Source organism: Halomonas sp. McH1-25 (assembly GCF_022348165.1).
Taxonomy (GTDB): Bacteria; Pseudomonadota; Gammaproteobacteria; order Pseudomonadales; family Halomonadaceae; genus Modicisalibacter.
The window spans coordinates 157,871-171,190 of record NZ_JAKRFI010000002.1; the positions used below are offsets into that span (position 1 = coordinate 157,871).

Below are 13,320 nucleotides of genomic sequence, written 5' to 3' on the forward strand. Positions count from 1 at the left end.
AGCGCTTGCTGACACCTGTTTGCCGAACTGACTTTGATGAAGGGAGGAACGATGGAAACGGTCACTTCGTACCCCTATGAAGTCCGCATCATCGAGAATACGTTCATCACCATGCGCGACGGGGCGCGACTGGCCGCGCGTATCTGGCTGCCGGAGGGCGCCGAGGACAACCCGTTGCCCGCGATCATGGAATATATCCCCTATCGCAAGCGTGACCTGACTCGCGGGCGCGATGCCACCAATCATACCTACATGGCAGGCCATGGCTATGTGTGCGTGCGGGTGGACATGCGCGGCAGCGGGGACTCCGATGGCACGGTGGTCGACGAGTACACCCAGCAGGAGCAGGAGGATGCCGTCGATGCCATCGCCTGGATCGCCAACCAGCCCTGGTGCGACGGTAACGTCGGCATGATGGGCATCTCCTGGGGCGGCTTCAACAGCCTGCAGGTGGCGGCCAAGCGGCCCCCCGAACTCAAGGCGATCATCAGCGTCTGCTCCAGCGACGACCTGTACGCCGACAACATGCACTACATGGGTGGTTGCCTGCTCGGCGACAACCTCTCCGAGGCCACCGTCATGTTTGCCTTCAACAGCCTGCCGCCGGATCCCGACATCGTCGGCGATCGCTGGCGTGACATGTGGTTCGAGCGCCTCAAGGGCAGTGGCTTGTGGCTGGATGCCTGGCTGAGCCATCAACGCCGCAGCGAGTACTGGAGCAAGAGTTCGCTTTGCGAGCACTATGACGCGATCCAGTGCCCGGTATTTGCCGTGGGTGGCTGGGCAGACGGCTTCACCAATACGGTGTTCCGCCTGCTCGAGCATCTCGAGGTACCGCGTATCGGCCTGATCGGTCCCTGGGGCCACAAATACCCGCACCAGGGCATTCCCGGACCGGCCATTGGTTTCCTGCAGGAGGCTCTTCGCTGGTGGGACCACTGGCTCAAGGGCAAGGACACCGGCATCATGGATGAGCCCATGCTGCGTGCCTGGCAGCAGGACTACGTGCCGCCCGACAACGCCTACGAGGACCGTCCGGGTCGCTGGATCGGCGAGGAACAGTGGCCATCGCCGAACATCGAACAGCGGCGCTATCCCCTCGGGCCGCACCGGATAGGCCAGGAAGGCGAGGAGGATGCTCCGCTCGACGATACGGTCGATGAAGTCTCGTTGACCGTGAAGTCGCCACTGAGCGTCGGCCAATCCGCCGGCAAGTGGTGTTCCTACGCGGCCACACCCGACCTGCCCGGTGACCAGCGCGAGGAAGACGGCGGTTCTCTGGTGTTCCGCGGTCCGGTACTCGACGAGCCGCTGGAGATTGCCGGCCGCCCCGAGCTGGAATTCGAGCTCAGCGCGGACAAGCCCCAGGCCATGGTGGCGGTACGCCTGTCCGATGTCGCGCCCGACGGCAAATCCACACGCATCACCTACGGATTGCTCAATCTGTCGCATCGCGACAGCGACGCGTATCCCGAACACGTGGAACCGGGCAAACGCTATCGTGTCAGGGTGCCACTCAACGGCATTGCCCATCATTTCCAGCCGGGACATCAGCTGCGCGTGTCGGTGTCGACCTCCTACTGGCCGCTGGCCTGGGCACCGCCGGAACCCGTGGAACTGACCATCTATCCGGCCAAGAGCGCCTTGCATCTGCCGGTGCGCCAGCCGCGTGCCGAAGACGTCAAGCTAAGCTCTTTCGGCGAACCCGAGGAAGCCCCGACGGTCGAGACCACGCGCCTGGAGCCCAGCGAACACAACTGGCTGCTGCATCGCGATCTCGCCCGCAAGCAGTCGACGATGGAAGTCGTCAACGACCAAGGCGGCTTTCGCATCGACGAGATCGGTACCGAGATTCGTCGCAGTACCCGTGAATGGTACTCCTTCGTCGATGACGACTTCACCTCGGTACGCGGCGAGACCTATACCGAGCGTGGGTTCAAGCGTGACGACTGGGATATCGAGGTCGTGACACGTACGGTGCTGACATGCACACGCACCGACTTCGAGGTGCATGCCGAACTCGATGCCTATGAAGACGGTTATCGGGTCTACTCCGAGAATTGGGAACGCACCATTCCCCGAGATCACATGTGATTCTTGTTGCTCCTCCAGCAAGCTTGGCCCCCCATCACTCCTCCGGGGGGCTTTTTTTGCGCTCATCGTCGGCTAGCGTGAAGCGTGGCATACCCTGCCTACCACGGCCTCGATCGTCGCCATGGTGGAGCCCGTTACCGCCGCACTCTTCGGCCTGTTCGTACTGGGCGAGGCGCTCGATTTACCGCAGGTAGCGGGCATGGCCTTGATCCTGGGCGCCGTCACTGGATTGAGCATTCTGCAGAACTCTTCTGCGCGCTAATCCGTAAAGGCGCCTTTTACTTGGCTCAGAACGCGGTTTCCAAAACCGATGTGACGTTCAGCCGTCGATCGACCAGACAGATCCGACGCCACTTGTCGAATGTCAGGCATGGGTGCGATGCCCCGAATGCCACGATATCCCCTACCCGGACATCACCGGCGCCTTCCGGCAGGGCAATGAAGGCGTGCTGATCCATCAGTCGGGTCACCTGCCACCCCACCACGTCCAGCGTATGGTCGACGCTGCCGCCTTCGCGGTAGCGGCGCAGCGGCTCGGGCAACTGATCGGCGCCAATGTCACGCTTGCCCAGGGCGACGATCGCCAGTCCCGGCTCGGGTAACGACTGTACCTGCGCGAATACCTCCAGAGCCGGCTGCAGGCCCTCATGCAGCTCAGGGCGACGTGCGAGCACGCCGCGTTGCGCGTCACGATACAGGCCATGGTCATGCACCACGTAGCAACCCGGGCGTAGCACCGGCGTGAACCGTTCACGCAGGTCGGCGGCATCGAACGCCTCGGCGATCAAATCGTACCAGGCCGATCCCGAAGCGGTGACGATCGGTGCCTCTACCGCGAGCAAGCCTTCCCGGTCGAGGCGCTGGGCACAGGCGATCAATTGCGCAGCGTAGTCACGAATCGCCGGTACCGGGTCCGTGCCGTGCACTACACCCTCGTAGCCTTCAATACCGGCCAGGCGCAGCGTCGGCTGGGCAGCGACGCCATGCGCCACGTCGAGAGCCTGTTCGAGCGTTCGACAACCAGTGCGCCCTCCCGGCACACCCAGCTCGACCAGCACATTGAGCGTCTGCCCGCGTGCCGCGAAGAACCGGCCCAGCGCTTCGACATTGGCGATGGAATCGACCACGCAATAGACTTCGGCGCCGGCATCGATCAACCCGGCGACGATTGCCATGTTGGCTTCGCCGATCAGTTGGTTGGCCATCAGCAGGCGCCGTACGCCGGCGGCAAAGGCCGCTCGGCACTGGGGCGCCGTGGCCAGGGTAATGCCCCAGGCGCCGGCCTCGAGCTGCCTTCGAAATAATGCCGGCGTCATGGTGGTCTTGCCGTGCGGTGCGAGATACGCCCCATGGGACGCGGCGAAGCGCTGCATCCACGCCAGATTATGCGCCAGAGGTGCCTCGAAGATCGCTGCTGCCGGCAGGCTGACCCCGGCCAGCAGCGAATCCGCTGTCTCGGGCGTACCCTTGTTCCCCAACGTCGTGGTGTTGGCCTTTCGTTTCGTTTCCTGCATTTGCAATCCCCTCCTCCACAGCACGTCAGGTGCAGCGCTGCTGTCGTCGTCGACACTCGTTGAGATATTAAATATCACAGTATTTGATTTTAAGTTAGAAATTAACATAGTCTGTTTCTTAGGCAAGCCATTCGCTTCCACGCCTCTCAGACCAGGAGACAGTGGTGACCCAGGACATCGACATCCTCTCGCGTATCACCCATGATTTTGCCGGGCTGCGCGATGCCGAAAAGAAGGTCGCCGAGCTGATCTTTGCCGACATCGATTTCGTTAGCGAAGCCAGCATCAATGCGATTGCCGAACGTGCCGAAGTCAGTGAAGCCAGCGTGACCCGCTTCGCCCGCGCCGTCGGCTGCAATAATGTCCGTGACCTCAAGCTGCGCCTGGCCCGTTCGCTAGCTGCCGGTCGGCGCTTCATCCAGGATGCCGGTGAGGTCGACGGTCTCCATGCCGTCTACGACATCGCTTCCCAGACCCTGGCACTCAACCGCGAGCTGATGGACAAGGCCGACGTATCCACCGCCGTGGAACTGCTCGATGGTGCCCGCCAGATTCTCGTCTTCGGTGCCGGCGGCGGTTCGACCATGCTCGCTCAGGAGCTTCAGTTTCGCCTGGTACGGCTAGGCTACGCCATCAGTGCCTATCCGCAGTCGTTGTTGCCCCGCATGGTCGCCTCGACACTGGAGCACGACGACGTGGTCGTGGCCCTATCAGTGAGTGGCTACACCCCCGAAACGGTCGATGCCGCGCTAATCGCTCGCCAGTACGATGCCCGCGTGGTGGCGATCACCGCTCACGGCTCGCCGCTGGCCAATGCTGCCGACGTGGTGTTGCCCGTAGCTGCTCGCGAAACCGATTTCATCTATCACCCTTCGGCATCCCGCTACGCCATGCTCGCAGCCATCGACGTACTGGCGCTGGAATTGGCCCTTCGCCATCAGGATCGCTCCCGCGCCAAGCTGCGCCGGCTCAAGATCACCCTCGACGCGCATCGCGGTGGCGGCGACCGCCAACCGCTGGGAGACTGAATATGGCCTATGACACGCTGATCCGCGGCGCCACCGTTATCGACGGCACCGGTGCCGCTCCCTTCCGGGCCGACGTGGCGATTTGCGGTGAGCGCATCGTTGCCGTAGGGAAACTGCATGGCAGCGAGGCTGCGACACTGATCGACGGGGAGGGCCTGTGTCTGGCTCCCGGCTTTATCGATGTGCATACGCACGACGACACCAACGTCATTCGCACGCCAGAGATGCTGCCCAAGCTCTCCCAGGGCGTGACCACGGTAGTCGTCGGCAACTGCGGGATCAGCGCCAGCCCGGTGACCCTCGAAGAAGACGTGCCCGACCCGATGAACCTTCTGGGACGCGCCGAGGATTTTCGTTACCCCACGTTCGAGTCCTACGCCACCGCGGTGGATGCTGCCCGTCCCTCGGTCAATGTCGCCGCCCTGATCGGTCATACCAGCCTGCGCAGCCAGGTAATGGGCGACTTCGCCCGCCCCGCCAACGACACCGAGATCGCCAGGATGCGTGAGGCACTACGCGAGTCGCTCGATGCCGGCGCCCTGGGGCTGAGTACAGGCCTTGCCTACCGCAACGCCTTCCACGCGCCTGATACCGAGATTCGCTCCCTAGTTGACGAGGTGGGCGACGCCGGTGGGATCTATACCACGCACCTGCGTGACGAATTCGCCGGCCTGCACGAGGCGATGGATGAAGCCTTCGCCACCGCTCGCCATGGCCGGGCACCATTGGTGATCTCGCATCTCAAGTGCGCGGGTGCCGGCAACTGGGGAGGCGCGCCGCGAGCACTGAACAAGCTCGAAATCGCGGCGCGCAATCAGCGTGTGCATTGCGACTGCTATCCCTATACCGCCGGCTCATCGACGCTGGACCTTGGCCAGGTCACCGATGAGATAACGATCTTCATCACCTGGTCGGACTCACACCCCGAGATGGCACAGCGCCCGCTGCGCGATATCGCCGAGAAATGGGACGTGACCCTACTGGAAGCCGCGCGACGTTTGCAGCCGGCCGGCGCGGTCTACCACAACATGAGCGAAGAGGACATGCGTCGCATACTTGCTCATCCGCTGGCGATGATCGGCTCCGACGGGTTGCCCAACGACCCACATCCTCACCCTCGGCTGTGGGGGGCCTTTCCGCGAGTCCTGGCCCACTACAGCCGCGACCTGCAGCTGCTGCCGTTGACCGAGGCCGTTCGCAAGATGACCGGTCTTTCCGCGGCGCAGTTCGGACTGGAGGACCGTGGCGTGGTCCGTGAAGGGGCCTATGCCGACCTGACCCTGTTCGATCTTGCCCGCCTTGCAGATGTTGCCGATTACACCCGCCCCATAGCCGCAGCCCAGGGCATCGTCATGGTGATGGTCAACGGTGTGATCGGCTATCGGGAGGGCGCGGCCACCGGTCAACGTGCCGGCCGGCTATTGCGCCGTTATCAGCGGCTCTCACCGCTACCCACACCCCCACAAACAAAGGAGACAACCCTATGAGTATTCAGCGCTACGGTACGGAAGGTGGCATTGGCACCGGTGGTCAGAAACTGCCCTTCGCCCGAGCCACCGAGGCCGGGGGATGGTTATTCGTATCCGGGCAGACACCGATGCGTGACGGTGAAGTCGTCGAGGGCGGCATCGTCGAGCAGACCCGGCTGGCCTTCGACAACTGCCTGGCGATCATGCACGAGGCCGGATACGGCGTCGAGGACGTGGTTCACGTTACCGCCGTGCTCACCGACGCCCGCTACTTCGCCTCGTTCAACAAGGTCTTCGCCGAGGTCTTCGGCGGCCACCCGCCGGCGCGCATCTGTAGCGTTCAGGACCTGGTGGTCGACTGCAAGGTCGAGGTCGACGTCAAGTGCTATCGCGCCGATCGCGCCTAAACGCTATCGCAGACACCATCACAGCCCAAGGGCGGCAACCTGCGGGCAAGGACACAGGCAACAAAAAGGCGCCGAGGCCCGGCAAGGCCCCGACGCCACTCGCTACAGCGGTAACCACGTTCCTACCACTGCCTCGGTCGCGGCAACGACCGAGCCAACAAGTATAAGAGGCCTGTATGAACAGTCATATCTTTCTCGGCACCTTCTTTGTCTACATCGCGTTGATGATCGGTTTCGGCTGGTGGGTATCCCGCCATAGCCGGGGCACAGGCGACGATTTCCTCCTCGGCGGGCGCAGCGTGCCGTTGTTTCTGACCGTCGGCACCACCGTAGCCACCATGGTCGGCACCGGCTCGAGCATGGGTGCGGTGGGGTTCGGCTACAGCAACGGCTGGGCCGGCGCACTCTATGGTATCGGCGGTGCCGTCGGTGTACTGCTGCTGGCGATATGTTTCGCACCGGTACGCCGCCTACGCTTCATGACCATGAGCGAGGAGCTGTCCTACTACGTTGGAGCCAACCGCATCGTGCGCAATATCGTCGCCGTGCTGATCTACCTGGCCTGTATCGGCTGGCTGGGCGCGCACATCCTCGGTGGCGGACTGTATCTGGCCTGGATGGCCGATATCGACCCCAACCTGGCTAAAGTAATCGTGGCGCTCGGCTTCGGCGTCTACTGCGTCATCGGTGGCTACATGGCCGTCGTATGGACCGATACCATCCAGGCCATCGTGCTGTTTTTTGGCTTTTTCCTGATGGCGGGTCTGGCACTGATCGAGGTAGGCGGCTTCGACGGCCTGAACGCTGGCATGGATGCTGCGGCAACCGGTTTCCTGGGCATCGACAAAATCGGTGGGCTGCCGGCACTCTCGCTGGCCACCGTGATCGCCGTTGGCGTGCTGGCCACGCCGTCGTTCCGCCAACGCATCTACTCCGGCAAGTCGGTGGGGTCGGTACGCCGCTCGTTTCTGATCACCGGCGGGTTGTACTTGGCGTTCTCGATCGTTCCCGCCGTTATCGGCATGGCCACGCATGCCCTCAATCCTGATCTCGACAACAGCAACTTCGCCTTCCCCTTCCTGGCTACCGAGATACTCCCCCTGGGTCTGGGCCTGCTGCTGCTCGTCGCAGGATTGTCCGCCACCATGTCGAGTGCCAGCTCGGATGCTCTCGCCGGAGTCTCGACACTGATCCGGGATCTCTATGTGCTGGCTACAGGTCGTACGCCTTCGGCACGTAACGTCGTGCTCTATTCACGCCTGGCGCTGGTCGCCACCATCGGGCTGGCCCTGCTGTTCGCCCTGACCTCCGACAATGTCATCGGTTATATCACCAAGATGATCTCCACCGTCCTTGCCGGCATGTTCGTGTGCGGCATCCTGGGACGCTTCTGGCCACGCTATAACTGGCAGGGCGCGGTAGCCACGCTGCTCGGCGCCTCGATCACCTCGCTTCTGGTGATCGCCACCGACGCTTGGAGCGCTTTCTGGGGCAACCCCAGCATTCCCGCCGTGCTCGTCGCCACCCTCGGTGGTGTGATAGTGAGCCTGGTCACGCCAGCCTCCCGGGTCAGTAGCGCCGAGGCCTTGTCCAGGCTGAACCAGGAGCGCGAAAGAATGGAGCACACGGTTGAGCCCGTCTTGACGCCCGGACCCTCTTCGCTTACCTGAAAAAACGTAACTTCAACACATATATAGCCGCCTTGACTAATGTGATAGTCAAGGCGGAAATTTACTCAACACAACAAAACAAAACCCAAATTAAATTATGTTTATTTGATTTTATCTCGAAAACCAACCTAGCTTTAAGTCGTCAGTTGAACAAAGCAATACTCATCGACCTTTGGCAATAGGCAGGTAATTCGGTTTACGGACCAACCGATATTGCCTCTCATCGTTATCTGCATCAAGGAGGTACGCATGAAACGCAACTGGATTCACGGTATTGGCGGCACTCTCGTCGCTTTCTCCCTGCTAAGTGCTGGTGGTGCTTTCGCTCAGGATAACAGCTTCAATGATTGGGATGCCGATGGTAGTGGCACCATCGATTACGAAGAATGGGACGCCGGCTTCGATGACGAAAGCACCTTCGATAGCTGGGATGCCAATGACGATAACATGCTCGATGAGCAAGAGTATGGCGAAGGCATCTATAATACCTACGACGAAGATGACAGCGGCGATCTCGACGAAGACGAATACGGCGCCTTCCAGGACGATGCCGGTGACGAAGGTTTCTGGGACATATAATACGCTTCCATGTCCAAAGCTCGATAAAGCGGGAGATCTTATCTCTCGCTTTTTTGCGTTCAACTCGGCAACTTAAATTTCAAGGAGAGTTACATGTCAAGGTTCAAGAAGAGCGCCACTGTACTGACTATTTCTTTTCTTTCCAGTTTTTATTTATCGCCAGCAAGTGCCCAGGAAAACAATAATCAAGCTAACAATCAAGCAGGCAATAGCTCACAAGCAAATCAATCACAGAGCGCCTCGGCACAGAACAAGCAGGGTAATATCCGTCCAATTGGTCAGTGGAATTACCAAAAACTTTACCAGAGTGGCGGCATGCGTGCCGACCGATTGCTCGAGGCGGATGTTCTCGGAGCCAATGGCGATGAGATCGGCAGCGTCGAGAATGCCATCCTCAACCAGGATAATCGGATCGTTGCGCTGATTGCCGAGGTGGGTGGTATCTGGGATATCGGCGATACCCATGTCGCAATCCCCTGGCAGGAAATCGAACTGACCGATACCGGCATACGGGCACCTGTCAGCGAGGATAATATCGATGACTACGGGCTGTTCGACGAAGCGTATGTGACACGTCAAGACCTCAGTCATGCAAACCAAGTAGAGGACGACGTGATGACCGGGCCACGTACCTGGAAAATCACCGACCTGCTCAACGACTACGCCAGCATCGATGATGGCGAGGGTTATGGTTACGTGACCAATGCGCTGTTTTCCAAGGAAGGCATCCTGCAGGCGCTGGTCATCGATCCGTCGGAGGAACGCTACGGTCAAGGTCCGTATGCTTACCCCTTCTATGGTTACGAGCAGGACTGGAACCCGGGTTCCAGTTCGTACCAGATTTCGTACTCCTCGGAAGAGGTCAAGCAGCTGCCGGCCTTCGATTATGCGAAGTATCCCGGTCCCTGGAACTGAGTTGCAACCAAACGGCCCGGTGAATGGCACGCTCGCCGGGCTTTATCGTGGTACGCTCAGCTCAGCGACACGCGCACTTCCAGAGGATGCTCGTCGCAATTGTTCCCCAGCCCGCCACGGTCGACGACCAGGAACTCTCCTTCACGATCGAGCACCGACTGAATGGCATGCCAGGTGCCGGCCCGGTAGTTCACGCCCTGCCGGCCGTCGGTAACGAAGGCGCGTACCTGTTGCGGATCGATCGACTCGCCGGGCGGCGCCACCACGACCAGGAAACGCTCCTCGTGCAATGGCATGAACGCCTGGCTGCCTTGCGGATGGCGTTCGAGAAAACCGAGCGTCAGCGGCATCTCGACCGGCTGGCTGACGAAAATGCTGATCAGCGTATGTGCCTCGTCTCCCAGCGTCTCGACCCTGGCCAGATCGTGATAGCGGCGGGTGCGTCCGGCATTGATGGGAAAGTAGTCGGCCGTACGCGTATCGATGACATCGCCGAACGGCGCGAAGGCCTCCGGTGTCAGCGGCTGTGCGGTGAGTTCCAGCATGCGTTTCTCCTCAGCGTCCACGGTAAGCCGACGAGGCATTGAGCTTCATGTGGCGATTCACGTCTTTATAGAGAAGATAACGGAACGGTCCCGGGCCACCGGCATAACATGCCTGCGGACAGAACGCGCGCAGCCACATGTAATCTCCCGCCTCGACCTCCACCCAGTCCTGATTGAGGTGATAGACGGCCTTGCCTTCCAGCACGTAGAGGCCGTGCTCCATGACGTGCGTCTCGTCGAAGGGAATCACCCCGCCGGGCTGGAAGGTGACGATGGTCACGTGCATGTCGTGACGCAGATCCGTCGGATCGACGAAGCGAGTCGTGGCCCAGACGCCGTCGGTCTCCGGCATCGGCGTCGGCGCGATGTCGTTCTCGTTGGTAACGAAGGCCTCCGGCACCTCGATGCCCTCGACATGTTCATAGGCCTTGCGGATCCAATGGAAGCGCACCACCTGGTCGCTGGCATTCCGGACCTGCCAGTCGCATCCCGGCGGCAAAAACGCATAACCGCCCGGCTGCATGACATAACGCTCGCCCCTGAGGATCAACGTTAGCTCGCCTTCCACCACGAACAGTACGCCCTCGGCGCCGCTATCCAACTCCGGCCTGTCGCTGCCGCCACCCGGCGAGACTTCCATGATGTACTGCGAAAACGTCTCGGAGAATCCCGACATGGGTCGCGACAATACCCACAACCGAGTGCCCTCCCAAAACGGCAGGTAGCTGGTCACGATGTCGCGCAACACACCCTTGGGAATGATCGCGTAGGCTTCGGTGAAAACCGCCCGGTCAGACAGCATCTGCGTCTGGGGGGGCAGGCCGCCCTTGGGGGAGTAATAGGTTCGTTGTGCCATTTTATTCCTTGTCTTTCAGAAGCGGGGCTGCCGTACCCGAGAGCACGTGATGCCAGCGCTGGCTAGCCGCATTGCCGTCTTATCAGAGCCAGTAAGGTTAGGGGCGTAGAAGACAATATCAGCTAGCATTGTATACAAACAATGCCTATCCAGAACAAGCCGCTCCCATGCCCTCTCGGATTCGGCCCAGCACCATCTGTCTTTTACAGCACGGAAGCGATGAATTGTCGAAGCTCGGCCGTCTTGGGATCCTTGAATAGTGTTTGCGGATCGCCCTGCTCGTGGATACGGCCCTGATGCATGAACACCACCCGATTACTGACATCCTGAGCAAACTTCATTTCATGCGTTACCAGTATCAGTGTCATGCCTTCCCGGGCCAAGGCTTCCAACACACGCAGCACCTCGCCCACCAGTTCCGGGTCCAGTGCCGACGTTACCTCGTCGCAAAGCAGTACCTTGGGATTCATGGCCAGGGCGCGTGCGATCGCCACGCGCTGCTGTTGCCCTCCGGAAAGCTGGGCGGGATAGGCATCGAATTTTTCGAGCAGGCCAACCTTGTCGAGCACCTCGCGGGCCACACGCTCGGTTTTGGCCTTGTCTTCCTGCCGGACGATTACCGGAGCGAGCATGACATTCTCGCCGACCGTCTTGTGCGGAAAAAGGTTGAAGCTTTGGAATACCATGCCGACGTTCTTGCTCAGCTCGCCGGGTGACATCGCTTTTCCGTCGAGATACTGGTCAGCGATGCGAATCGTGCCTTTGTCATGCCGCTCGAGTTGGTTCAGGCAACGCAGGAAAGTGCTCTTGCCCGAGCCGCTGCGCCCGATAATGGCAACGACCTCGCCAGCCTCGACATCCAGGTCGATCCCCTTGAGCACTTCGAGATCGCCAAAAGACTTGTGCAGATCGTTAACGGATACCAGAGCCATAGAGCTTTCTCTCCAGGTGACGCGCATAGCAGGACAATGGATAGCACAGCGCGAAATAGACCAGCGCCACCAGTGCGAAAATGGTGAAGGGGGCAAACGCGGCATTATTGAGCATGGTGCCGGCCTTGGTCAGTTCGACAAAGCCGATCACCGAAGCCAGCGCGGTCCCTTTTATAACTTGTACCGAAAAGCCCACGGTGGGGGGAACCGATAGACGCAGTGCTTGCGGCAGGATGATGTGGCGCATCGACTGCATGTAATTCATGCCGAGCACGCGCGAGGCCTGCCACTGACCGCTGGGAACCGCTTCGACGCAACCGCGCCAGATATCACAGAGGAAGGCACTGGTGAACAGCGTCAGTGCAACGCTCGCTGCCGTCCATGCCGAAACGTCGAACCCCAGCGCCGCGGCACCGAAAAAGGCCAGGAAAAGCTGCATCAATAGCGGCGTACCTTGAAACAGATCGACGTAAACACTGGCCAGCAGCCTGAGTGGCTTGAGACTGGACAGCCGCAGCAAGGTCAACAGCATGCCCAGCGTCGCTCCGCCGGCGAAGGCGATCAATGACAATACAATAGTCCAGCGCGCAGCCAGAAGCAGATTGCGAACGATGTCCCACAAAGTGAACTCGATCATGCGTTACCTCCTTGTCTGAAGGCGAACGCCCGCCGCCCGACAAATCCGAAGGCCTGACGCATGCCGACCGCCAGGAGCAAGTAGATCAGCGTGACGACGAGGTACACTTCGAAACCGCGAAAATTACGCGACTGGATGAAATTGGCCGCATAGGTAAGGTCGAATACGGAGATCTGTGAGACCACCGCAGAGCCCAGCATAACGATGATGCATTGGCTGGTCAGAGCCGGATAGATACGCGCAAACGCAGGAATCAGTACGACATGGCGATAGCTTTGCAGCCGCGACATGCCCAGCGCCCTAGCCGCTTCCAACTGCCCCCGGTCGGTTGCCTCGATACCTGCGCGCAGGATTTCTGCCGAGTAGGCGCCCAGGTTGAGGGTCATTGCCAGAAAAGCTGCGAACAATGCACTGATCTTGAACCCCAGCGCCGATAGCCCGAAGAACAGGAAAAACAACTGGACGATGAAGGGCGTATTTCGAGTCACCTCGACATAACCGCCGAGCATCCGCCCCAGTAGGCTGGCCTTCCCGCTACGCACATACGCCACGAGGCTTGCCAGCCCAAGGCCGGCAAGCGTGCTGATTGCAGTCAGTACGACGGTCGTGACGAAACCCTGGACCAGCTCCCCGGCATACGGAACGAGCGTGGAAAAATCCAGTTCCATCACCAC

General features: G+C 60.5%; 14 protein-coding genes. 8 read left to right on the top strand and 6 right to left on the bottom strand.

Going from position 1 to position 13,320, the window contains the following annotated elements; all coding sequences use genetic code 11:
* Positions 1-51: 51 nt before the first annotated feature.
* Positions 52-2,094: a CocE/NonD family hydrolase gene (locus tag MHM84_RS07170; protein WP_239264233.1), complete on the top strand. Its 2,043-nt coding sequence runs from the start codon at positions 52-54 to the stop codon at positions 2,092-2,094.
* A gap of 94 nt (positions 2,095-2,188) precedes the next feature.
* The gene (locus MHM84_RS07175) at positions 2,189-2,356 is read left to right on the top strand and encodes an EamA family transporter (protein ID WP_343218281.1); all 168 of its coding nucleotides are present in this window, start codon (positions 2,189-2,191) and stop codon (positions 2,354-2,356) included.
* Positions 2,357-2,381: 25 nt separating this feature from the next.
* On the opposite strand, the gene MHM84_RS07180 is transcribed toward MHM84_RS07175, so the two are convergent.
* Positions 2,382-3,608, bottom strand: a complete 1,227-nt coding sequence (locus MHM84_RS07180) for an amino acid deaminase (protein ID WP_239264235.1) — start codon at positions 3,606-3,608, stop codon at positions 2,382-2,384.
* A 164-nt stretch (positions 3,609-3,772) separates the two neighbouring features.
* On the opposite strand from MHM84_RS07180, the gene MHM84_RS21575 reads away from it, so the two are divergent.
* The 6 genes from MHM84_RS21575 (at position 3,773) to MHM84_RS07210 (ending at position 9,676) form a co-directional block, all read left to right on the top strand.
* A complete protein-coding gene (locus tag MHM84_RS21575; protein WP_239264237.1) occupies positions 3,773-4,636 on the top strand; it encodes a MurR/RpiR family transcriptional regulator in 864 nt (287 codons plus the stop codon).
* A gap of 2 nt (positions 4,637-4,638) precedes the next feature.
* Entirely contained in the window at positions 4,639-6,123 is a 1,485-nt protein-coding gene (locus MHM84_RS07190) for a D-aminoacylase (protein WP_239264239.1), read from the top strand.
* Positions 6,120-6,512 (top strand): RidA family protein, encoded by a 393-nt coding sequence (locus MHM84_RS07195; RefSeq protein WP_239264242.1) that lies wholly within the window; start codon positions 6,120-6,122, stop codon positions 6,510-6,512. Before MHM84_RS07190 ends, MHM84_RS07195 begins: the two co-directional genes overlap by 4 nt.
* Positions 6,513-6,688: 176 nt before the next feature.
* Positions 6,689-8,182 (top strand): sodium:solute symporter family protein, encoded by a 1,494-nt coding sequence (locus MHM84_RS07200; RefSeq protein WP_239264245.1) that lies wholly within the window; start codon positions 6,689-6,691, stop codon positions 8,180-8,182.
* A 249-nt stretch (positions 8,183-8,431) separates the two neighbouring features.
* Positions 8,432-8,761: a hypothetical protein gene (locus tag MHM84_RS07205; protein ID WP_239264248.1), complete on the top strand. Its 330-nt coding sequence runs from the start codon at positions 8,432-8,434 to the stop codon at positions 8,759-8,761.
* Between the two features lie 93 nt (positions 8,762-8,854).
* Positions 8,855-9,676, top strand: coding sequence for a PRC-barrel domain-containing protein (locus MHM84_RS07210; protein WP_239264251.1), 822 nt, complete (start codon positions 8,855-8,857; stop codon positions 9,674-9,676).
* A 56-nt stretch (positions 9,677-9,732) separates the two neighbouring features.
* Here MHM84_RS07210 and MHM84_RS07215 read toward each other — a convergent pair whose 3' ends face one another.
* The 5 genes from MHM84_RS07215 to MHM84_RS07235 all read right to left on the bottom strand — a co-directional run bounded on the left by MHM84_RS07215 (position 9,733) and on the right by MHM84_RS07235 (position 13,320).
* Entirely contained in the window at positions 9,733-10,221 is a 489-nt protein-coding gene (locus tag MHM84_RS07215) for an ureidoglycolate lyase (protein WP_239264254.1), read from the bottom strand.
* A gap of 10 nt (positions 10,222-10,231) precedes the next feature.
* Positions 10,232-11,077 (bottom strand): bifunctional allantoicase/(S)-ureidoglycine aminohydrolase, encoded by an 846-nt coding sequence (locus tag MHM84_RS07220; RefSeq protein ID WP_239264257.1) that lies wholly within the window; start codon positions 11,075-11,077, stop codon positions 10,232-10,234.
* A gap of 203 nt (positions 11,078-11,280) precedes the next feature.
* Positions 11,281-12,009 (bottom strand): amino acid ABC transporter ATP-binding protein, encoded by a 729-nt coding sequence (locus MHM84_RS07225; RefSeq protein ID WP_239264260.1) that lies wholly within the window; start codon positions 12,007-12,009, stop codon positions 11,281-11,283.
* Positions 11,990-12,646 carry an amino acid ABC transporter permease gene (locus MHM84_RS07230; protein WP_239264262.1) on the bottom strand — a complete coding sequence of 219 codons (657 nt, stop codon included), beginning with the start codon at positions 12,644-12,646 and terminating at the stop codon, positions 11,990-11,992. The genes MHM84_RS07225 and MHM84_RS07230 overlap by 20 nt, the downstream gene beginning before the upstream one ends.
* The gene (locus tag MHM84_RS07235) at positions 12,643-13,320 is read right to left on the bottom strand and encodes an amino acid ABC transporter permease (protein ID WP_239264264.1); all 678 of its coding nucleotides are present in this window, start codon (positions 13,318-13,320) and stop codon (positions 12,643-12,645) included. The genes MHM84_RS07230 and MHM84_RS07235 overlap by 4 nt, the downstream gene beginning before the upstream one ends.